This window comes from Lentzea albidocapillata subsp. violacea (genome assembly GCF_900100275.1).
Classification (GTDB): Bacteria; Actinomycetota; Actinomycetes; order Mycobacteriales; family Pseudonocardiaceae; genus Lentzea; species Lentzea violacea.
Map to the genome: position 1 here is coordinate 1 of NZ_FNET01000008.1, position 20,239 is coordinate 20,239.

At 69.0% G+C, this 20,239-nt stretch carries 22 protein-coding genes; 9 read left to right on the forward strand and 13 right to left on the reverse strand.

Features of this window, described 5'->3' with window-relative positions:
• A partial coding sequence (locus BLR21_RS18875; protein ID WP_143027728.1) for an IS3 family transposase occupies positions 1–286 on the forward strand: 286 nt, incomplete at its 5' end.
• A gap of 112 nt (positions 287–398) precedes the next feature.
• Here the strand turns inward: BLR21_RS18875 and glgC are convergent.
• The gene (gene glgC / locus BLR21_RS18880; protein WP_030480873.1) at positions 399–1,613 is read right to left on the reverse strand and encodes a glucose-1-phosphate adenylyltransferase; all 1,215 of its coding nucleotides are present in this window, start codon (positions 1,611–1,613) and stop codon (positions 399–401) included.
• An 88-nt stretch (positions 1,614–1,701) separates the two neighbouring features.
• On the opposite strand from glgC, the gene glgA reads away from it, so the two are divergent.
• Positions 1,702–2,853 (forward strand): glycogen synthase, encoded by a 1,152-nt coding sequence (glgA, locus tag BLR21_RS18885; RefSeq protein WP_090007430.1) that lies wholly within the window; start codon positions 1,702–1,704, stop codon positions 2,851–2,853.
• A gap of 1,329 nt (positions 2,854–4,182) precedes the next feature.
• Here the strand turns inward: glgA and BLR21_RS18890 are convergent.
• Complete coding sequence (locus BLR21_RS18890) at positions 4,183–5,427, reverse strand: MFS transporter (protein WP_090007161.1); 1,245 nt, start codon at positions 5,425–5,427, stop codon at positions 4,183–4,185.
• Between the two features lie 52 nt (positions 5,428–5,479).
• Between BLR21_RS18890 and BLR21_RS18895 the strand changes: the two genes are divergently transcribed.
• Positions 5,480–6,373, forward strand: coding sequence for a LysR family transcriptional regulator (locus BLR21_RS18895; protein WP_256334783.1), 894 nt, complete (start codon positions 5,480–5,482; stop codon positions 6,371–6,373).
• Here BLR21_RS18895 and BLR21_RS18900 read toward each other — a convergent pair.
• The 3 genes from BLR21_RS18900 to BLR21_RS18910 form a co-directional block, all read right to left on the reverse strand.
• Positions 6,355–7,869, reverse strand: coding sequence for an amidohydrolase family protein (locus BLR21_RS18900; protein WP_090007162.1), 1,515 nt, complete (start codon positions 7,867–7,869; stop codon positions 6,355–6,357). The two genes, BLR21_RS18895 and BLR21_RS18900, sit on opposite strands and share 19 nt — an antisense overlap.
• A gap of 162 nt (positions 7,870–8,031) precedes the next feature.
• Complete coding sequence (locus BLR21_RS18905; RefSeq protein WP_256334784.1) at positions 8,032–9,441, reverse strand: leucyl aminopeptidase family protein; 1,410 nt, start codon at positions 9,439–9,441, stop codon at positions 8,032–8,034.
• A 325-nt stretch (positions 9,442–9,766) separates the two neighbouring features.
• Positions 9,767–9,934: a DUF3117 domain-containing protein gene (locus BLR21_RS18910; RefSeq protein ID WP_084402065.1), complete on the reverse strand. Its 168-nt coding sequence runs from the start codon at positions 9,932–9,934 to the stop codon at positions 9,767–9,769.
• Positions 9,935–10,200: 266 nt separating this feature from the next.
• On the opposite strand from BLR21_RS18910, the gene BLR21_RS18915 reads away from it, so the two are divergent.
• Positions 10,201–10,998, forward strand: coding sequence for a PaaX family transcriptional regulator (locus BLR21_RS18915; protein ID WP_030480867.1), 798 nt, complete (start codon positions 10,201–10,203; stop codon positions 10,996–10,998).
• 10 nt (positions 10,999–11,008) lie between these two features.
• Complete coding sequence (locus BLR21_RS18920; RefSeq protein WP_090007164.1) at positions 11,009–11,794, forward strand: enoyl-CoA hydratase-related protein; 786 nt, start codon at positions 11,009–11,011, stop codon at positions 11,792–11,794.
• Positions 11,795–11,837: 43 nt separating this feature from the next.
• On the opposite strand, the gene BLR21_RS18925 is transcribed toward BLR21_RS18920, so the two are convergent.
• The 6 genes from BLR21_RS18925 to BLR21_RS18950 are packed head-to-tail and all read right to left on the reverse strand — an operon-like array spanning position 11,838 to position 14,486.
• Entirely contained in the window at positions 11,838–12,224 is a 387-nt protein-coding gene (locus BLR21_RS18925) for a DUF6221 family protein (RefSeq protein WP_090007165.1), read from the reverse strand.
• A complete protein-coding gene (locus tag BLR21_RS18930; RefSeq protein WP_256334785.1) occupies positions 12,221–12,787 on the reverse strand; it encodes a DNA-3-methyladenine glycosylase I in 567 nt (188 codons plus the stop codon). Before BLR21_RS18930 ends, BLR21_RS18925 begins: the two co-directional genes overlap by 4 nt.
• A complete protein-coding gene (locus BLR21_RS18935; RefSeq protein WP_090007166.1) occupies positions 12,784–13,185 on the reverse strand; it encodes an SRPBCC family protein in 402 nt (133 codons plus the stop codon). Before BLR21_RS18935 ends, BLR21_RS18930 begins: the two co-directional genes overlap by 4 nt.
• Positions 13,169–13,477: a DivIVA domain-containing protein gene (locus BLR21_RS18940; protein ID WP_090007167.1), complete on the reverse strand. Its 309-nt coding sequence runs from the start codon at positions 13,475–13,477 to the stop codon at positions 13,169–13,171. Before BLR21_RS18940 ends, BLR21_RS18935 begins: the two co-directional genes overlap by 17 nt.
• Entirely contained in the window at positions 13,474–14,166 is a 693-nt protein-coding gene (locus tag BLR21_RS18945; protein WP_090007168.1) for a permease prefix domain 1-containing protein, read from the reverse strand. The genes BLR21_RS18940 and BLR21_RS18945 overlap by 4 nt, the downstream gene beginning before the upstream one ends.
• Positions 14,151–14,486: a PadR family transcriptional regulator gene (locus BLR21_RS18950; protein ID WP_090007169.1), complete on the reverse strand. Its 336-nt coding sequence runs from the start codon at positions 14,484–14,486 to the stop codon at positions 14,151–14,153. The genes BLR21_RS18945 and BLR21_RS18950 overlap by 16 nt, the downstream gene beginning before the upstream one ends.
• Positions 14,487–14,618: 132 nt before the next feature.
• Between BLR21_RS18950 and BLR21_RS18955 the strand changes: the two genes are divergently transcribed.
• The 4 genes from BLR21_RS18955 to BLR21_RS18970 are packed head-to-tail and all read left to right on the forward strand — an operon-like array spanning position 14,619 to position 19,019.
• Positions 14,619–15,779, forward strand: a complete 1,161-nt coding sequence (locus tag BLR21_RS18955; RefSeq protein WP_090007170.1) for a cytochrome ubiquinol oxidase subunit I — start codon at positions 14,619–14,621, stop codon at positions 15,777–15,779.
• On the forward strand, positions 15,779–16,402 hold the full coding sequence (locus BLR21_RS18960; RefSeq protein WP_090007171.1) for a cytochrome d ubiquinol oxidase subunit II: 624 nt from the start codon (positions 15,779–15,781) through the stop codon (positions 16,400–16,402). Before BLR21_RS18955 ends, BLR21_RS18960 begins: the two co-directional genes overlap by 1 nt.
• On the forward strand, positions 16,372–17,721 hold the full coding sequence (locus tag BLR21_RS18965; RefSeq protein WP_090007172.1) for an ABC transporter ATP-binding protein/permease: 1,350 nt from the start codon (positions 16,372–16,374) through the stop codon (positions 17,719–17,721). The genes BLR21_RS18960 and BLR21_RS18965 overlap by 31 nt, the downstream gene beginning before the upstream one ends.
• Positions 17,718–19,019 (forward strand): amino acid ABC transporter ATP-binding/permease protein, encoded by a 1,302-nt coding sequence (locus BLR21_RS18970; RefSeq protein ID WP_090007173.1) that lies wholly within the window; start codon positions 17,718–17,720, stop codon positions 19,017–19,019. Before BLR21_RS18965 ends, BLR21_RS18970 begins: the two co-directional genes overlap by 4 nt.
• On the opposite strand, the gene BLR21_RS18975 is transcribed toward BLR21_RS18970, so the two are convergent.
• Entirely contained in the window at positions 18,951–19,862 is a 912-nt protein-coding gene (locus BLR21_RS18975) for a glucosyl-3-phosphoglycerate synthase (RefSeq protein WP_090007174.1), read from the reverse strand. The two genes, BLR21_RS18970 and BLR21_RS18975, sit on opposite strands and share 69 nt — an antisense overlap.
• A complete protein-coding gene (locus BLR21_RS18980; protein ID WP_090007175.1) occupies positions 19,862–20,200 on the reverse strand; it encodes a hypothetical protein in 339 nt (112 codons plus the stop codon). Before BLR21_RS18980 ends, BLR21_RS18975 begins: the two co-directional genes overlap by 1 nt.
• Positions 20,201–20,239: the final 39 nt, after the last annotated feature.

Consider the following 20,239-nt stretch of genomic DNA (forward strand, 5'->3'; position numbering starts at 1 on the left):
CGACCAGGGCCTGCACTACCAGCACCCCACCTGGCGCGCCATCCTCGACAAAGCCCGTCTGCCCCAGTCGATGTCCCGCCGAGGCAACTGCCTGGACAACGCCATGGCCGAGAACTTCTTCGGCCACCTCAAAGCAGAACTGTTCCACCACACCAAGTTCGACACCGTCACCGAGCTCACCACCGAACTCGACAACTACATCGACTGGTACAACACCACCCGCATCTCCACCACACTCGGCGGCCTGAACCCGGCCCAATACCGAGCCCAGAACCAACCCGCCTAACCTCCACTTAGCCAGTCCAACTTCCGGGGACCAGTTCAGGGCAGCGCCCCCAGGGGAAGCACGCAACCCAACCAGGCCGCCCGCAACCCAACCACCCACCAAAGCCAGCAGATCAGTAAGCCCGAACACCCTTCCCCAACACCGTCACCCCAGAAGCCGAAACCGTGTACCGCTCCCGATCCATAGGAGCATCCACACCAATCAAAGCCCCATCAGGCACCACAACGTTCTTGTCCAAAATAGCCCGCCGCACAACAGCACCCTTACCGATCCGAACCCCAGGCAACAAAACAGACCCCTGAACCACAGACCCGACCTCGACAGTCACATCGGACGAGATCACCGACCCGTGGATCTTCCCGGAGATGATCGACCCAGGCCCCACCATCGAATCCTCCGCAGACCCCCCAGCGATGAACTTGGCAGGAGGCATCGGCGGAGTAGCAGTCCGAATAGGCCACAACTGGTTGTACAGGTTGAAAATCGGATGGACCGAAACCAGATCCATGTGCGCGTCGTAGTAGGCGTCGATAGTCCCGACATCCCGCCAGTACCCACGATCCCGATCAGTAGCCCCGGGCACGTCGTTGTCCTGGAAGTCGTAGACGTGCGCCTTCCCCCGGTCCACCAGCATGGGGATGATGTCGCCACCCATGTCGTGGTCCGAGTCGGGGTTCAACGCGTCCCCGCGCAAGGCGTCCAGCAACGCCTCGGTCGTGAACATGTAGTTGCCCATCGACGCGAAAGTCACGTCCGGGTCGTCCGGCACGTGCGGCGGCTCGGACGGCTTCTCCAGGAACCGGGTGATCTTTCCCGACGCGTCGCTGTCGATGCACCCGAACGCCTTGGCCTCGTTGCGCGGCACGCGGATGCCGGCGACGGTCACGGCCGCGCCCGACTCGACGTGCTGCGAGATCATCTGGCCGGGGTCCATCCGGTACACGTGGTCGGCTCCGAAGATGACCACGTGGTCGGGCTTCTCGTCGTGGACGAGGTTCAGCGACTGGAAGATCGCGTCGGCCGAGCCCGTGTACCAGCGGGGGCCCAGGCGTTGCTGGGCCGGGACCGGTGTCACGTACTGACCGAGCACATTGGACAGGCGCCACGTGGTCGAGATGTGGCGGTCCAGTGAGTGCGACTTGTACTGCGTCAGCACGCAGAGCTTCGCGAGCCCGGCGTTGACCAGGTTCGACAGCACGAAGTCGACCAGCCGGTAGTTGCCCCCGAAGGGCACAGCCGGTTTCGCGCGGTCGGCCGTCAGTGGCCACAGGCGCTTGCCTTCACCACCGGCAAGCACAATTCCGAGAACGTGCGGCTGCCCCTTCACGGTATGTGACCCTATCCGTGCGATCGTTCTCGAACCAGACGCAAAGCGGTTCGTCCCAACCCCTACCGCCGTGATCTACGGTGGGTGCGTGCGAGTAGCGCTCTTGACCCGGGAGTATCCGCCAGAGGTGTACGGCGGGGCTGGCGTGCACGTGGGTTTCCTCGTGCCCCATCTTCGCGAACTCGTGGAGGTCGACGTGCACTGTTTCGGTGCACCGAGATCGGACGCCACGGCCCACAACGCCCCGCACAGCCTGGAGCAGGCGAACGCGGCTCTCACGACCCTCGCGGTCGACCTGGAAATGGCTTCGGCGATCTCCACGGCCACGCTGGTCCACTCGCACACCTGGTACGCCAACATGGGCGGCCACCTGGGCAAACTTCTGCACGGCATCCCGCACGTGGTGACGGCGCACTCGCTGGAGCCGCGCCGGCCGTGGAAGGCGGAGCAGCTCGGCGGCGGGTACCGGATCTCCTCGTGGGCCGAGCGGACGGCCTACGAACACGCGGACGCGGTCATCGCCGTGAGCGAGGGCATGCGGGCCGACGTGCTCGACGCCTACCCCGCTCTCGATCCGGCGAGGGTGCACGTCGTCCGGAACGGAATCGACAGCAAGGCGTACCACCCCGTCACCGAATCGGACGCCCTGACGTCCCGTGGAATCGATCCCACCAAGCCGATCGTGGCGTTCGTGGGAAGGATCACCCGCCAAAAGGGTTTGAGCCACCTCGTGGCCGCCGCCCACCAGATCGACCCGGAAGCGCAGATCGTGCTGTGCGCGGGGGCACCGGACACGCCGGAGATCGCCGAGGAGATCAAGCAGGCGGTCAGCGAACTCGCGCAGGCACGGCCGGGCGTCTTCTGGATCCAGAAGATGCTGCAGCCCGCCGAGGTGCGGCAGATCCTGAGCCACGCGGCGGTGTTCGTGTGCCCGTCGGTCTACGAGCCACTGGGCATCGTGAACCTGGAGGCGATGGCGTGCGCCACCGCGGTCGTCGCGAGTGACGTCGGCGGCATCCCCGAGGTCGTCGTGCACGGCGAGACGGGCCTTCTCGTCCACTACGACGAGCATGATTTGTCGACATATCGACACCAGCTCGCGGAATCGATCAACGAACTGATCACGGACCCCGAGCGCGCGAAGCGTTTCGGGGCCGCCGGACGCACGCGGGCTGAGCAGGAGTTCTCGTGGTCCGCGATGGCCGAGCAAACCGTCGAGGTCTACCGCAGCGTGATTTGAGACACACTCGGCCGGGGCAACCCGGAAGAGTGAGCGCCGCCTTTAACCAGTAGTGACGTTGTGACTTCAACTGGTGAGGGGCGCGAGGACTGTGCGTTGTGCGGTGCTGGGTCTGACGGTCCTCCTCGCGGTGACTGGATGTGCCACAGCCCCCGCCGCGCAACCGGCGGCGGTCCAGCTCACGATGGACGGCAAGAAGCTCGCCGATGCCTCTGAACTGCAGGCCAACGCCGAGGCGCAGCTCGCCTACACGCTGGACTATGGCTATGTGGCACGGGCCGGCGCCGCCGCGGTCAGCTGCTGGTTCGCGAAGACGGGCCTGGAGTCCGAGGTGGACAAGCGGCTGTGGTGCGGACCGGTCCAGGTGCCCGGCACCGGCGCCGGCACCGACTGGGTGCCCGTGCCGCTCAAGGAAGTCACCAAGACGGATGACGAGGTCCGTTACGAAGTGCAGTCGCCGCAGGTGCCCGAGAAGGGCAACCGCAGCACGCCGATCGGGACGCTCGTGCGCACCGACGGCAAGGAGTTCGACCCGTCGAAGCAGCAGGACCTGACGGCGGGACGGGACTTCCTGGCCGTGCTGCCCGACGACGGCAAGCGCTCGAACCACGAGCTCGGGCTGGGCGACGCCGACATCAAGCTGCGCGACGACCTGCTCGGCACCGCCGTGACCGGCTGGGCGAACCCGGACATCTGGTACACCTCGGAAGGCACGCTCCGCGCCGAGCCCGGGTCACGGCTGCGCGTCGTGAGGATGAAGGTCGAGAAGCTCAACGAGACGGACAGCGGTTTCCACCGCACCAACTGGCAGGGGTTCGCCCCGCAGCCGTCCGAGCTGGCGCTGGAGGTCCCCGGCAAGCGCCAGATCCTCCCTGCCGACCGGTTGCCGGCCAACGGCTCGGTCTTCGTCGTCTACACCGTGCCGGACCCGCAGGAGGGCACCGAGCACCTCATGCTCGGCACGCTCGGCGCCAAGTCTCTGGAACAGCGCGCCGAGGTGCCGTCCGGCAAGCGTTCCGACAACGCACCGCAGGTGCTGCAGCGCGCCTCCGCCCCCGCCCAGTTCGCGGAGCAGACGCAGAAGATCCGGTTCAACGACCACGAACTAGGCATGAAGATCACCGGGGTGCGGCTCGGCCGCCAGCGCCCGGTCAAGCTCGGCGAGAGCCAGTACGACGTGGCCACGATCTCCGCGCCGGACAAGGCGTTGCTGGAGGTGCGGGTCGAGGCGACCGGCGACCTGCCCGACACCGCCGGCGGCCTGTGGACCAAGGACCTGATCACCGTCACGCTGCCGGACGGCTCGGCCGCACGGCAGGTCGGCGCGCGCTACGACGGGGGCCCGCTGCCGTTCGCGATCGTCGTCGAGGTGCCGGCGGACACCCGCTCGGTCTCGGTCGGCATGGTCGACGGGCTGCTGGACCTGCCGCGTCTCGGCAGGACGACGATCGCGCCGGTCGACTCGCGCGCCACCCTCGCCCTGGAGTTCTGACCGAGCATCGCCGCGAGGGCCAGCCAGCCCAGGAGCACCAGCACCAATCCGCTCCAGCCCCACTCCTCGTACGCGGTGGCGCCGGACGTCCCGCCGATGCTGCTACCCAGGTAGAAGCCGGCGAGGTAGAGCCCTGAGGCCTGGCCGCGGGCGTGCGAGGGGGCTCGCGCGGCGACCCAGCCGCTCGCCGTCGTGTGCGAGGCGAAGAACCCGGCGGTGACGATCGCCAGGCCGAGCGGCACCCACACCAGGCTCGCCAGGGCACCAAGAGCCAGCACGCCGATGCACAGCAGCAGCACGCGGCCGCGGCCGAACCGGTCGGCGAGCCTGCCCGCGAACGCCGCCGCGGTGCTGCCGAACCCGTAGAAGAGGAAGACCAGCGTCTCCAGCCACGCAGGGCCGGTGAGCTGGAAGCCGGCGACGTTGTAGAACGAGATGAACGTCCCCACCAGCAGCACCGCGACCACGTACATGGACAGCAGCACCGGGTCCTTCAGCGCGGCCTTCATGCCGCTGGGCGCCCGCTTCGGCCGGTGCTGGGCCCTGGGCAGGAAGAACACCACGACCAGGGCCGCGACCAGCCCGAACACGCCGGCGAGCAGCACGGAGCCGCGCCACCCCAGCCAGTCCGACGTCATGCCGGTGACCAGCCGTCCCGACATGCCGCCCAGGCTGTTCCCCGCGATCATCGCGCCCATCGCGGCGCCGAGCTTGCGCTTGTCCAGTTCGTCCGCGAGGTAGGCCATGGACGCCGCGGGCACCCCGGCCGCCGCGACGCCCTGCAGCACCCGCAGGACCAGGAACACCTCGTAGTTCGGTGCGAACGGCAGCACGAGCCCCAGCAACGCCGCCACCAGCACGCTGACCACGATCACCGGCCGGCGCCCGGTCCGTTCGGACAGCATCGCGATCGGCACGACCACCACCGCGAGCGCCAGGGTCGCCGCGGAGAGCGCGAGCGACGCGCTGCCCGGCCCCAGTCCAAACTCGGCGGCGATCTGCGGCATCACGGCCTGCGGGGTGTAGAGCAGCGCGAAGCAAGCGAACCCCGAAGCGGCGATGGACGCGGTCAGCCTGTTCACTCATCCGACGCTAAGCCATACGTCCAATACGGAATTGCGGCAAAATCGATTCGTGGATGAATTGGACCTGGCACCGAAGCTGGCGGTGCTGAAAGCGCTTGCCGCCGACGAGCACGTGACTCGTGTCGCAGAACGCGTCGGGCTCCCCCAGCCCACCGTCAGCCGCTGGATCGCCGAGCTCGGCGAGCAGCTCGGCGCGCCGCTGCTGGTGAAGACCGGCCGCCGGGTCCGCCTCACCCGCACGGGCCGGTTGCTGGCCGAGGCCGCGACGCGCTCGCTGACCGCGCTGGAACCCGGCCTGCGCGAGGTCGAGGAGGAGCTCGACCCGGAGAAGGGCCGGGTCGTGCTGGGCTTTCTGCACATGCTCGGCCGCGCGATCGTGCCGGAGCTGGTCCGCGGCTATCGCGCGGAGCACCCGCACGTGCGGTTCGGCCTGGTCCAGAACGCCCGCCAGGCCGTCGTCGACAAGCTCCTGAGCGGCGAGATCGACCTCGCGCTGGTCGCCCCGCCACCGGAGGGGCCCGAGTTCGAGTCGGTGGTCGTGTTCGAGCAGCCCCTGATCGTGGTGGTGCCCGCCGGGCACCGGCTGGAGTCCCGCAGGGCCGTGCGGATCGGGGACCTGGCCGACGAGGACCTGATCACCCTGGAACCCGGATACGGCCTGCGTCAGATCACCGACGACATGTGCGCCGCGGCGGGGGTCACGCCGCGCTACGTGTTCGAGTGCCAGGAGATCGAGACCGTGCGGGGCCTGGTCGCGCACGGTCTCGGCGTGGCACTGCTCACCCACGCCGAGTTCGCGCCGCCTCCCGGACTGCGGGAGCTGTCACTGACCCCACGGACCGGCCGGATCTTCGGGCTGACCTGGCTGCGGGACAACCCGCTGCCACCCGCCGTCCGCGCGTTCCGCGATCACGCCCTGAGGACTCACGGCGTCCAGCGCTGAGTGCCCGACCACGTCCGCAGGTACGACTCGGCGCCACCGAGCATGTCCTGAACGAGCTGGTCGCCGCCGAGCTGACGGACCTTCTCGACCCAGTCCGGCAGGAGTCCGATGTGCGCGCCGCCGTCGACGTTGATGTCCCAGACGCGCTCGCCGGTGCGCTGCCGGTCGACCAGCGGGCCGTCCGGGTAGGTGCGGAACGGGTAGGTCACGCCGGTCTGCGGTGCCGGGTGCGAACCGACGCCGTTGTAGTCGGAGCCGAACCCGATGCCCACGTCGTACTTGCGCCGCAACGGTTCCGCGGCGGCCGCCTGGGCGACGTAGGACTCGGGGCTGTTCTCGTAGCCCGCGATGAACCCGCCGAGCTGGTAGACCTTCTCGGTCCACTGGGCGTCCATCCAGCTGTGGCTGGAGATGATGCCGGGGTAGCGCGCCTGCGCGGCGAGGTCGAGCGTGCGACCGGCGGCCTTCACGCTCATGTGGTCGATCTCGATCATCATGTGCCGGCGCATCATGCCCTGCACCGCGTACTCGCCCAGCGACGTCAGGCCACGCACGTTGCACCGCTTCGCCGGGTCGTACGCCGGCGCGACGGCCGAGGCCGGGATCAGCGCGTTCGGGCCGACGGTGCCGATCGGGTTGTCCTGCTGCGGGCCCTTGCACTGCTCGGTCTGCCACCACTGGCCGGTGCGCAGGAACTGGCCGGCGTTGATCACGCCGCCCTGCGTGCCCGAGTCGAACCGGACGCCGCACAGCGCGTTGTCGAACTTGTGGCACAGGAACGCGCTGCGCACGCCGAGCGCGTACATCTCGTCGAGGCTGCGGTCGATGTCGCCCCTGTTGCACAACGGGATGTCGAGGAACGTCCGGCAGCCGAAGAGCTCGGAGGTCTCGACGCCGAGGATCACCGCGAGCTTGCCCTGGGTGATCACGTCGCGGGCCTGCTCGGCCGACGTGACGATGCGGAACCAGCCCTTGCCCGCGCCACCGAACTGCCTGTCGACGAACGCCTGCAGCTCGTAGGTGCGCTGAGCCTGCAACCGGACCGACTGCATCTCGTCGCAGGGCTTGTCCTTGAACGGGTGGATGATGCACAGCATGGCGTTGCTCGTCAGGTCCTGGACCAGCACGCGCTGGCCGCCACGCCACGCCCGTTCCAGCCAGGCGTAGTAGTTCTGCTGGTGCGAGACCGTCGTGGACGACGGCCAGTCCTTGAACGTCGGCCAGCCCACCGGGTCGTGGCCGTCGAGGTCGCCCGTCACGATCGCCTCGAAGATCGCGCCCAGACCCGCCGGGTGGTGCTCGGGGCAGTCCTTCAGCGCGTCCGCGATGCCCTGCTCCGAGAACGGCTTGCCGCAGATCAGCTTGCCGCCGAAGCCCTCGTTGGTCATGAGGTGGTTGTGCGCGTCGACGAACCCGCGCACCCTGCCCTGGCCGTCCGTCCCCTTGAACGGCTCACCGGTCACGTTGATCTGCGAGTCCACCGCCGGCCGCGCCACCGGTTCCCACCAGGGCGTGCTCGCGGTGGCAGGACTTAGGGCCGCTAATACCAACGAGACGGCGAGAGCCAGGCGAAGTAACACGAGAGCTCCTCTACGACGGTGTGAAGGCGCTCACATCATGCCGTGGAACTTCGCCGTCTCGTATGGGCAGATCGGGTGCTAACGCGAATATTTTTCAGCCAGCTCGACCAGCGTCCGCGCGCCGAAGCCGGTGGCTCCCGCGACGACCTCGTCGTAGACCTTCTCCGAGCGCGCCGGGCCCGCGATGTCGAGGTGCGCCCACGGCACGTCGCCCGCGAACTTCTGCAGGAACAGCGCCGCCGTGATGCCACCAGGGCCGGGCGGGCACTGCTTGTAGTCCGCGATCTCGCTGGCGACCGCGCTGACGTGCTCCTCCAGCAGCGGCATCCGCCACCACTTCTCGCCGACGTTCGCCCCGGCCTCGACGACCTCGGCCGCGATCTCGTCGGACGAGCTGAACACCCCGCCCGTGCGCAGGCCGAGCGAGACCTTCATCGCGCCGGTCAGCGTCGCCACGTCCACGACGAGGTCGGGCTTCAGGTTCTGCACCGCGTACGCCAGCGCGTCGGCCAGGACCATGCGGCCCTCGGCGTCGGTGTTCGTCACCTCGGTGGTCGCGCCGCCGTAGTGGCGCACGACGTCGCCCGGCCGGTACGCCGAGCCGCTCACGTGGTTCTCCGCGCACGGCACGAGCCCGGTGACCCTGACCGGCAGCTGCCTGCGCGCCACGGCCAGCAGCGCGGCGATCACCGCGCCACCGCCCGCCATGTCGGTGCGCATGAGGTGCATGCCGTCCGCGGGCTTCACCGAGATGCCGCCCGTGTCGAACGTGATGCCCTTGCCGACGAACACCAGGTGCGGGCCGGTGGTGCCGTACGTCAGCTCCAGGAACCGCGGCGGCCGGGCGGATCCGCCGCCGACCGCCAGCACGCCGCCGAAGCCCTGCTGTGCCAGCCACTTCTCGTCGCGCACGGTGGCGCTGAGCCCGTCGACCTTGTCCGCCATCCTGGCGGCGGTCGTGGTGAGCCAGCGCGGGTCCTTGACGTTGGACGGGGTGTTGGCGAGATCACGTGCCAGCGACGTCGCGGTGGCGAGCGCGTGGGCCTTCAGCGCGGCCGACGTCAGCACCTCCTCGAACCCGTCGTCGGCCGTGATCAGCCGCAACGAGCCGACGCGCTTCGGGGCGTCCTCGCCGGTGACCTTGAAGCGGTAGCCGCCGAGCGCCACGCCCAGCACCAACGCGCGCACCTTGGCGGCGTCGAAGTCCGGGGTCAGCAGGACATCGGCGGTCTTCGGCGCGTCGTCGCCGCTCAGCGCGCGCACGAGACTGGCGCCTGCCGCGCGGTAGTCGGCGAGCGACCCGGTGCCGACACCGAGCGTCCAGGTCTCGTCGTGCCGCACCGCCTCGCCGGCCTTGCCGGTCAGGTCGGAGACGTCGATGCCGTCGCCGCCCGGTCCGAGCGCCGGTCCCGTGGCCACGAGCACGACCGCCGGGACGTTGCGGCGCGTGGTGGTGGCCACCTCGACGTCCACGAGCTTGGTTGGCACTGCCGGCACCGTCGACGCCACGGTTGGACCTCCCCTATTGCATTAACGACCGTTCATTCTCACCCAGTGCTGTGATCGTCGTCGTTTGCCCCGTGTTTCGACGGTCAGACGGGTGCATCGTGGTCCCGCCTCCGCGTCCTCGTACTGGTTGTACGGGGGCGCGGGGGCGGGGCCGCGAGGTGCCCTGCTGAGCGCCGAAAGACGCGGCGATCGCCGGCGGTCACAGCACTGCTGTGATCGTCGTTCGCCCTGGGTGGGAACGAAGCGATGCCCCGGTCTCCACTGTGGAAACCGGGGCTCAACACTGCTTCCTCGCCGGGATGCCTCAGCCGGCGGCGGCCCTCAGCGCGTCGCCCAAGGCGCTGGCCTCGTCCGCCGACATCTCGACGACAAGGCGCCCACCACCCTCGAGCGGCACGCGCATGACGATGCCGCGTCCCTCCTTGGTGACCTCGAGGGGACCGTCGCCGGTCCGGGGCTTCATGGCCGCCATCGCGTGCTCCCTCCGTCAACATCTTCCCCGTCCGGCCAGGCCGGATCTGCTCCATTCTCCCCTATGGCGACTCAGGGGCGAAACCGAACCGATCTTTTGGCGAGTCCGGGTGACAGTTGTCGATCTTGGTTTGTGCCTGATCAACACCTGTTTTCGCGACAAGGCAACACTTTTGCCACGGTCGGTCGTGTCGCGTCGGTCTTGGCCCTCGACCGCGGCCGTCGCGGTCTGAACGGCCTTGGTCGTGTCGTGACAGACTGGGCCGGGTGCGAGCCCGTTCCGCGCTCTTCGACGTCTACGGCGGCCACCTGCGCGAGCGCGGTGGCGCCGCCACCATCGCCGCGCTCGTCCGGTTGCTCGAACCCCTGGGTTTCGCCGCGCCGGCCGTCCGCACGGCCGTGTCGCGCACCGTGCGGCAGGGCTGGTTGCAGCCGTCCCGGTTGCCTGACGGGCCCGGATATGCCATGACACCTCGCGGGGAACGCAGGCTCGACGAGGCCGCCGCCCGCATCTACCGCACCGGGCCGTCCACGTGGGACGGTCGCTGGCACGTGGTGGTGCTGGAGGAGATGCCGGGCCGCGACTCGCGCGACCACCTGGCGTCGGAGCTGCAACTGCTCGGCTACGGCGCGCTCGGTCCTGTGACGTGGATCGCTCCCCGGCCGTCCCCGGAGCTGGCAGACGTGCTGGCCGCCGAGGAAGTCGCGGCACGAACTTTTCACGGTTCACACGACGGTGGCGACGCCGAGCTCGCGGCGAAGGCGTGGGACCTGGCCGAACTGGGCCGCGACTACGCCGCGTTCGTCGCGCACTGGCACGAGAAGGTGTCCGTTGTGGACGAAACGGACGACGCGGCGGCGTTCGCGGCCTCACAGCAGCTGCTGCACGCGTGGCGCAAGTTCCTGTTCCGCGATCCCGGTCTTCCTGCTGAACTGTTGCCACCGGACTGGCCCGGGCACGCGGCAGCGTCGTTCTTCGACGAACAGACACTGCGGCTGGCACCGGGCACGAGTCGTTTCGTGGACGAGTGCCTGCGGCCGGTGCGCAACGTTTCCACTGCTTGATGGAGGTCCAGTGTCCGAGCTCCTCGTCGACGACGCCGATGGTGTGCGCACGCTCACGTTCAACCGCCCCGAGTCGTTCAACGCCTTCACCGTCACGCTGAAGGTGGCGTTCCTCGCCGCGCTGAAGGAGGCGGCGGCGGACGAGTCGGTGCGCGCGGTGGTGATCACGGGTGCGGGCAGGGCGTTCTGCGCGGGCCAGGACCTCAAGGAGCACATCGGCCTGCTGCAGGCCGGTGATCCGGCGCCGCTGCACACCGTCGAGAAGCACTACAACCCGATCGTGCGCGAGCTGATCGGCATGCCGAAGCCGGTGATCGCCGCGGTCAACGGCAGCGCGGCCGGTGCGGGCGCCTCGTTCGCCTACGCCGCGGACCTGCGCATCGCGGGCACGTCCGCGAAGTTCCTGATGGCCTTCGCGAACGTAGGCCTGACGGCGGACTCCGGCGCGTCCTACACGCTGCCGCGGCTGATCGGCCACGGCCGCGCGATGGAGATGATGCTGCTCGCCCAGCCCGTCGGCGCCGAGGAGGCGTTGCGGGTCGGCATGGTCAACCAGGTCGTGCCGGACGCCGAACTGCTGTCCACCGCGCACCTGCTGGCCGCTCGACTGGCAGCCGGGCCCACGACCGCGTACGCGAAGATCAAGGAAGCGCTGGCCGCGGCGGCGGACGGGACGCTGGAGGACGCGCTGGAGGCCGAGCGGCGCACCCAGGCCGACTGCGGCGCGACCGAGGACCACCGCGAGGCGGTCGACGCGTTCGTGAACAAGCGGGCGCCGAAGTTCATCGGGCGGTAGCCCGCCATCGGTCCGCGCCGCCGCCTTCAGCGCGGCGCGGATCTCACTTCGTCACGTCGGAACCACGGGTGTACCCGGACGCCAGGTCGATCACCGTCTCAACGGCGAGAACGACCGCCGCCGCCTCCGGATCACCGTCCAGCAGACCGGGATCACCGTAGTTCGAAAGGTCTCGGGCGCCGATCACGTCCTCACACCTCGACACGATCAGGCGGTCCTTGACGCACCGGATGACGACCGTCATCGGGTCGTGCCACGCCGCATGGCGCGCATTGCCCTCGTTCTCGAAGTTGCCCACCACCTCGCCCGCTCTGCTCGCGACCCGATGGCCGACCGCGGCCCACTGGATCGGGGCCGTCTCGCGGGCGATGTCCTCGACGTTCTTGATCTCAGCTCGAAGCCGCACGATCAGTGCGTGGATGTCGGTCATGACCGACCAGCTGAAGTGGTCGAAGGCTGGGCACGGAAGCACGTCGCGATGTGATCGTCGACCATGCCGGTCGCCTGCATCAGCGCGTAGCACGTGGTGGGGCCGAGGAACTTGAAGCCGCGCTTCTTCAGTTCCCTGGCCATCGCCCTGGACTCGTCCGTGATCGCCGGCACGTCCGCGAACGTGGCGGGCCGCACGTGGCCGGTGGGCGCGAACGACCACAGCAGCGCGTCCAGGTCGACGCCCTCCGAGACGATCAGCCGCGCGTTGTGGATCGCGGCGTCGATCTTCAGCCGGTTCCGGACGATGCCCGCGTCGGCCATCAGGCGTTCTACGTCGGCGGGGCCGAACTCCGCTACCAGCACCGGGTCGAAGCCGCCGAACGCCGCGCGGAACGCCTGCCGCTTGCGCAGGATCGTGATCCACGACAGCCCGGACTGGAACGCCTCCAGCGACATCCGCTCGTAGAGCTCGGGCGTGCCGTGCAGCTCCACGCCCCACTCGGTGTCGTGGTACTCGGCGTAGTCCGGGGTCGAGTCGCCCCAGGGACAACGGGAGATCACCGGTACTCCTCCGCGAAACGAGCGAACCGCTGCAGCGAACGGCGCAGCATCAGCACGAACAGCGGCTTCACCAACGGGTAGAAGAACGGCACGTCGAGGCGTTCCGTCCACACGAAACGGCTGCCGCGCACCGCAAACACGGCGGTGCCACGAACCACACGACCCAGGTGCACGACCTCGACGGCGTGCGGCGGGTCCCAGCGGGTGATCCGCATGCGGTCGCTGACGCCGAACGTCACGGCGTCGATCTCGCTGCCGACCGACCTCCCGTCACCCTCGACGACGGAAACGCGCGTGCCGAACACCCACTCCGACTGGCGTTCCCAGTCGGTCATGGCGCGGAAGATCGTGTCCGGCGGCGCCGCGACCTGGACGGTCAGCTCAAGCTCGGTGCTCACAGCTCTCCAGCTCCTCGAGCTCGCGCACGCGCGCCCGCAACGTCTCTACCTCGGTCGCGAGCCGCTGCAACGCCCAGTCGACCTCGGTCATCTTGTAACCGCGGAAGACCTGCTGGAACTTCAGCTCGCGGACGTCGTCCTCGGTGATGTCGTCGGAGGGCAGCCGCGTGGGCGACGCTCCGGGCGGCAGCGGCGCGAGTTCCTCGCCGCGCCCGAACACCAACGCCGCGAGCAGGAACACCACGGCCGCGACGGCGATCATCACGATCAGGTAGATCAGGGCGTTGTTCACACGACGATCGTGGCACAGCTCAGGCAGCGGCGAGCGAGCAGACCGAGCCGGACGATCACGATCCAGGTGATCGCGGTCGCGACGACCATCGGCGACGACTGCACCAGCCGGGACGCGTCGAGGTGCGCGGTCGCCAGGATGATCGAGATGTTGCCGAGCAGCACCACGCCGACGGCGACGATCGCGATGGCCGCACCGATCCTGGCGAGCAGTTTCGTGTCGTATCCGCGGGCCAGGAACCGGCCGAGGATCAACGCCACCAGCGCCACGCCGGACGCGGCGCCGCTGGTCAGGTCGTTGGCCTTGGCGATGAACAGGTACCAGGCCGGCGGCATCGTGGCGAAGTCCTGCCACGGCCCGATGAGCAGCATCCGGCCGTACTCCCACGCCATGTGCATCAGCGGCAGCACGATCGCGAGCCAGACGAGCGTGCGCGTGCCGTACGCGACGGCCAGTTCGGCCTGGTACTCGTTCGCGATCTCGCGCACCGGCCCGAACTCCTCGACCGCGCGCTCCTGGGCCTCGCGCTCGGTGAGACCGCGGTCCACGTGCGCCTCGGTGGCGTCGGTGAGGCTGTCACGGGTCTCGGTGAGCAGGTCGCGGACTTGCTTCTTCGAGCCCTGCAACCGCGACCCGAGATCGGTCACGTACCTGTCGATCACGTCCTCGCCGGTCAGGACTGCGCCCACTTGCCACCTCCCAGCACTCCGTCGATCACCGTCGTGAACTCGCGCCACGCGTCGCGTTCGGCGTTCAACGCGCGCTGCCCCGCCTGCGTGAGCTTGTACGTGCGGCGCTTGCGGCCGCCGACCGTGCTCCAGTCACTGCTGACGTGCCCGGCCCGTTCGAGCCTGCGCAGCGCCGGGTAGACCGTGCCCGTCGGGAGGTCCAGCGCACCCCCGCTGCCCTGCTGCAACGCTTCGATGATCGCGTAGCCGTGCAGCTGCTCGCCGTCGAGCGTGGCCAGCAGCAACGCGTCGAGGTGGCCGCGTAGCGCGTCGGGCTTCATGGGTAGCGACTCTACTGATCCGGGCCCTGCGAGTGGTCCCTGAAATCTTCCGTCAGGGTCAGCCCTGAGATCCCCCTGAGATGCGCTTTCGGGCCTTAATAAGTAGGCGAGCTACACATACCGTCCCTACCCATGAGCGCAGTAGACCTCGCCCGGCTCCAGTTCGCGACGACCACGTCGTTCCACTTCCTGTTCGTGCTGCTCACGCTGGGCCTGGTCACCCTGCTCGTGGTCATGCAGACGAGGTTCACGATCACCGGCGCGCCCGTGCACGAGCGGATGACGCGGTTCTGGGGCCGGATCTACGTGATCAACTACGCGCTGGGGATCGTCACCGGCATCGTGATGGAGTTCCAGTTCGGACTCAACTGGTCCGGGCTCGCGACCTACGCCGGTGACGTGTTCGGCGCGCCGCTCGCGATGGAGACGCTGATCGCGTTCTTCCTGGAGTCGACGTTCCTCGGGTTGTGGATCTTCGGCTGGGGCCGGCTCAACCGCTGGCTGCACCTGGCGCTGCTGTACCTGACGGCGCTGACCGCGTTCGCGTCGGCGTTCTGGATCATGGCGGCGAACGGGTTCCTGCAGCACCCCGTCGGCTACCGGGTCGACGGGAACGTGTTGCGGCTGGACGACTTCGGCGCGTTGCTGACCAACCCGACCTTCACCTCGGCGCTGACGCACGTGGTCTTCGCGGCGATCACGGTCGGCGGCGTGTTCATGACCGGGGTGTCGGCGTACCACTTCATCAAGCGGACGCCCGAGGTCGACTTCTTCCGGCGCTCGTTGCGGATGGGCGTGGTCACCACGGCGCTGGCCACTCCGGCGTTGATCGGGGCAGGGTTCGCGCAGTTCCCGGTGATCGCGAAGTTCCAGCCGGACAAGACCGAGGCGGCGCCGTGGATCGGCGCACCGCTCGGGTTCATGATCCTCATCGGGATGGGGCTGACGATGGTCAGCTGGCTCACGCTGCCGTTGCTCGTGAAGGACGCCGTGATCCGGATGCGTTTTCCGTTGTACCTCATGGTGATCGGCATCCCGTTCCCCTTCGTCGCGGCCATCTTCGGGTGGATGTTCCGGGAGATCGGGCGGCAGCCGTGGCTGGTCTACGGCCTGCTGCGCACCGAGGACGCGGTGTCCCATGTGGACGCTTCGCAGATCCTGTTGTCGCTCATCGTGTTCACGTTCCTGTTCCTGGTGCTGGCGTGCGTCGACTGGGTGTTGATCGCACGTGCGGTCCGCCGTGGTCCGGACGTGGCGCCCGCTCCCGTTTCGCCGATGGTGGTGACGCTCTGATGGAAACTCTCTGGCTGACCGTGCTCGGTGTTCTCACCGTCGGGTACTTCGCTCTGGCCGGCTTCGACTACGGCACCGGACTTCTGCTGCCGTTCCGCGGACGCGAGGTCTCCCTGCGGCGGATGAACCCGTTCTTCCTGGGCAACGAGGTGTGGCTGGTCGCCGCGATCGGCGTGCTGTTCGCGGCCTTCCCGCGGCTCGAAGGCGAACTGCTGTCCGGCGCGCACAGCACGTTCACGCTGGTCCTGGCCGGGCTGGTGCTGTTCATGGCGGCCGTGCAACTGCGGCTGTGGTGGTGGCTGGTGTTCACGGGCGCGCTGATGGTGTCCGTGGGCTGGGGGCTGTTCCTGGCGCACCTGCTGCACGCCCCCTGGCCCGTCGCATTCGTCATGCCGGTGCTGTTCGCGGTGCACGGCTGGGTGTTCCAGACCCGGCGCTGGAAGCTGTTCCCCGTCACCGCGCTGCTCTGCGCGCTGCCGATCCCGCTGGCGTTCAGCTCGATCGACGTCACCGGCCTCATGGCGCACGACGACACTCTCGGCCTGCTCGCGTGGGTCGCGATCCCGATCATCCCGCTGGTGGTGCTGGTGCAATGGTCGATCGTCGCCATCTCCTCGCGCTGATCCCGATCCCGCTCCTGGTGCTCGCCCAGGCCGAACTCCTGGCGTCGGTGCTGAGCGGCGGAACGGGACTTCTCCTGCTGTGCCTGGTGATCGGCGCACGAGTGCTGGTCTGGTGGGGGCACCGCGAGTGGGCGCACCGGGCCGCCGAACGGACTCGGGCGCGGCTGCGGGAAGCGTTCCTGCGTTCGCCCGGCACCAAGGCCGGCGAGGTCGCCACGCTGGTCACAAGGGGCGTGCACGACGTGACGCCGTATGTCGTCGGGTATCTGCCGCAACAGGTTCTGGCGGTGGCCGTGCCGCTCGCGGTGGTGATCAGGCTGGCGTTCGCGGACCTCACGGCCGCGTTGACGATCCTCGCGACCCTGCCGTTGATCCCGATCTTCGGCGCGCTGGTCGGCGCCCACACCCGTGAACGGACGGCCCGCCAGTGGGACGCGCTGGCCACCCTCGGCGGGCACTTTCTGGACGTGGTCAAGGGAATCGGCACGCTGCGGGCGTTCGGGCGGGCCGAGGCGCAGTCCACGACCGTCCGCACGCTGGCCGCGCGGCACCTGACCGAGACGATGTCGGCGCTCAGGGTCGCGTTCCTGTCGGCGTTCGTGCTGGAGCTCGTGGCCACGATGTCGGTCGCGCTCGTCGCCGTGCCGGTCGGCCTCCGGCTGCTCGGCGGCGGAGTGCCGCTGCACACCGCGCTCCTCGTTCTTCTCCTTGCCCCGGAGGCATTTCTGCCGCTCAGGGCCGCCGGCGCCCAGTACCACGCGAGCGCCCAGGGCCGCGAGGTCCTCGCCAAAGTGCCGGCACACCGGGAAACCACGGGCCAGGCTCCGCCGGACCTCGCTCAGGCCGAGATCGTGATCGACGGCGTGAGCGTCCGCAGCCTGAAGAACTTCTCGTTGCGCATCCGGCCCGGCGACCGGATCGCACTGGTCGGCCCGAGCGGTGCGGGCAAGAGCACGATTCTCGGGCTGCTGCTGGGTTTCGTGCGACCCGACCACGGCCGCGTGCTCGTCGGTGGCGTCGACCTGCGCGAGATCGACCACGGGCAGTGGCTGGCGGCGCTGTCCTGGGTGCCGCAACGGCCCACTCTCGTCCCGGCGAACCTCTCGTCCGGTGAGCAGCAGCGGGTCGCGCTGGCCAACGCCCTGGACCGGCGTCAGGCAGGGCTCTTCCTGCTCGACGAACCGACCGCACACCTCGACGCGGAAACGGAGTCCCTTGTGCTCGAAGCAGCCCGCGAGTTCACCCGAGGCCGGACCGCGGTGATCGTCGCGCACCGGCCCGCACTGCTCGGCGAGGTCGACAGGGTGGTCGCGGTATGAAGCTCGCGATCCTCGTCGGCACGCTCGCCGAACTCGCCGGCGTCGGTCTCACCGCGACCGCGACGTGGCTGATCATGCGCGCCGCCGAGCACCCGCCGATGCACGCCCTGACCGTGGCGATCGTCGCGGTCCGCACGCTCGCGCTCGCCAAGGGCGCCCTGCGCTACCTGGAACGCCTGACGAGCCACAGGGCCGTGCTCAGCGAGGCCGTCGAACTGCGCGGCCGGGTCTACGACGACCTCGCGCACCGCAGGCACATCCCGTCCGGCACGGCCCTGACCCGCATCGTCACGAACGTCGACCAGCAGCTCGACACCAGGCTCCGCGCCACGCTCCCGTGGATCACCGCCGCGCTGGTCGGCACCATCGTCACGGCCGCTTCGGGCTTCTCCCTGCCACTGGTCGCCGGTCTGCTGATCAACCTCGCCCTGCTCCCGTGGCTCGCCGTCCGCAGGCCACGGGACCTCACCCCGTTGCGCGCCAGGCTGACCGAACAAACCACCGAACTGGTCCACAGCAAAGAAGAACTCATCGCCTACGGCCTGTTCGACGAAAAACTCCGCGCCGCCACCAAGACCGCGAAGGAGCTGTCCCGCAGGGAACGCACGAGAGACCTGACGCCGCTGGCGATCGCCGTCCAGTTCGGCGCGGCACTGCTGATGCTCGCCCAGCACGAACCGGCCTGGCTGGTCATGGCCGCCGTCGCCACGTTCGAGATCACCGTCCCGCTCGCAGCCCTCACCAAGCCCGTCCCGGAACCCACCGACGAGCCCGAACCGGCCCACAGCCCGGAAACCCCCGAGCTGACCGGCAGAACGGCCATCGTCGGCCCGAGCGGTTCGGGCAAGACGACGCTCCTCAACGCCATCGCGCGGAAACTCGAACCGAGCAAGGGCGCGCTGGCCGACGCCCACGTCTTCCACACCACGGTCCGCACGAACGTCCTGCTGGCCAAACCCGATGCCACCCAGGAACAACTCGACAGGGCAGCCAGGATCACCGAACTGGATCTCGACTGGGACCGGGTCGTCGGCGAACGCGGTGAGGAGATCTCGGGAGGCCAGCGACAGCGCCTGATCCTCACCAGGTCGGTGCTGGCGAACCCGGAGATCCTGCTCATGGACGAGCCCACCGAAGGCCTCGACCCGGACCAGGCCGACCGCGTGCTCGGCAAGGTCCTGGACAACTGCCAGGGCACCGCGCTGGTCGCCACCCACCGGGAGGAGCAGCTAGCCCTTTTTGATCACGTGCGCCATCGGGGGCCGATCGGCCACGAGCACGTCGGTCGAGTCGGGTAGCCACTCGCCGCCGACCTGCACGAACTGCGTCAACGGACCGGATTCCGCCTCGACACCGCAGCGCGCCAGAGCCGTCCCCATGATCTGCGACGACATCGCCCCGAGCTGCAGCAACGACCGGTTCCGGTGCTTGCGCACACCCAGGTTCACCTGCGCCAGCGCGGAAAGGCCGTGCATCCGGTGCACGTCGAGCAACAGCCCGATCTCCACGCCGTACCCGGCCGCGAACGGCACGGACTCCAAAAAGGACCGGGTCGCCGCGTACTCGCCACCGAGTGGCTGCACGACACCGGAAAGCTCGGGGCGCAACGTGTTCAGCAACGGCCGCGCCACCAGTTCGGTCACCCGGCCGCCGCCGGAGCTCTCCAGCCGCAACGGCCGCCGGTAGAACCCCTTCACCAGATGCACGCCGCCATCCAGCAGCAACGGCCCCAGCAACGCCGTGACGAACGCGGTCTCCGGGTCCACCAGGTCGGAGTCCAGGAACACGATCAGGTCCCCGGACGTCGCGGCGAGCGACCGCCACAGCACCTCGCCCTTGCCCGGCAACGGCGGAAGCCACGGCACGACGTCCTCGCGCAGCACGACCCGCGCACCGGCGGCGGAGGCGACCTCCACCGTCCGGTCGGTCGAGCCGGAGTCCATCACCACCAGCTCGTCCACGAGCGTGCCAAGCAACGGCCGGACCACGGAGACCACGTCCCCGACGGTCTCCTCCTCGTTCAACGCGGGCAGCACGACGGACACGGTCCGGCCGCGCTTCAGCGCGACCAGCTCGGCAGGAGTCCACGACGGCTGCTGCCAGGTGTGCGAGGCGAACCAGGCTTCGACGGAAGGCAGCATCAGGCGAGCGCCCGCATCGCACGGGCCGGCGGACGGGTGCCCCTCACGCTCGCGACCATCTCCACGACCTTCCTCGCCTGCCGTACGTCGGACGCACGAACGGCGCGTGCTCCGGACATCGCAGCCACTGTGGCAGCCGCGAGCGTGAAGTCCTCGTCCCCTGCGGGGATGGTCACCACCTCCACCGTCCCGGTCAGCGACGGCAGGTCCAGTTCACCGGCGAACTCGACGATGTCGGCGCCGTCAGCCATGGCCTGGTCCAGGACATCCGCGCTGGTCAGATGCGCAACGACCAGCACTCGGTCTTTCGGCAGGTCAGTGACGCGGAATCGGTTCACACCCTCCAGCGTAAACAGTGACCTGACTCACAGACGTTG

Excerpts from the sequence above, each read along its gene's own strand:
- BLR21_RS18965 (WP_090007172.1), top strand. The coding sequence starts at position 16,372 with ATGGTCGATCGTCGCCATCTCCTCGCGCTGATCCCGATCCCGCTCCTG.
- BLR21_RS18955 (WP_090007170.1), top strand. The coding sequence starts at position 14,619 with ATGAGCGCAGTAGACCTCGCCCGGCTCCAGTTCGCGACGACCACGTCG.
- BLR21_RS18975 (WP_090007174.1), bottom strand. The coding sequence starts at position 19,862 with ATGCTGCCTTCCGTCGAAGCCTGGTTCGCCTCGCACACCTGGCAGCAG.
- BLR21_RS18970 (WP_090007173.1), top strand. The coding sequence starts at position 17,718 with ATGAAGCTCGCGATCCTCGTCGGCACGCTCGCCGAACTCGCCGGCGTC.
- BLR21_RS18960 (WP_090007171.1), top strand. The coding sequence starts at position 15,779 with ATGGAAACTCTCTGGCTGACCGTGCTCGGTGTTCTCACCGTCGGGTAC.
- BLR21_RS18910 (WP_084402065.1), bottom strand. The coding sequence starts at position 9,934 with ATGGCGGCCATGAAGCCCCGGACCGGCGACGGTCCCCTCGAGGTCACC.
- BLR21_RS18925 (WP_090007165.1), bottom strand. The coding sequence starts at position 12,224 with ATGACCGACATCCACGCACTGATCGTGCGGCTTCGAGCTGAGATCAAG.
- BLR21_RS18950 (WP_090007169.1), bottom strand. The coding sequence starts at position 14,486 with ATGAAGCCCGACGCGCTACGCGGCCACCTCGACGCGTTGCTGCTGGCC.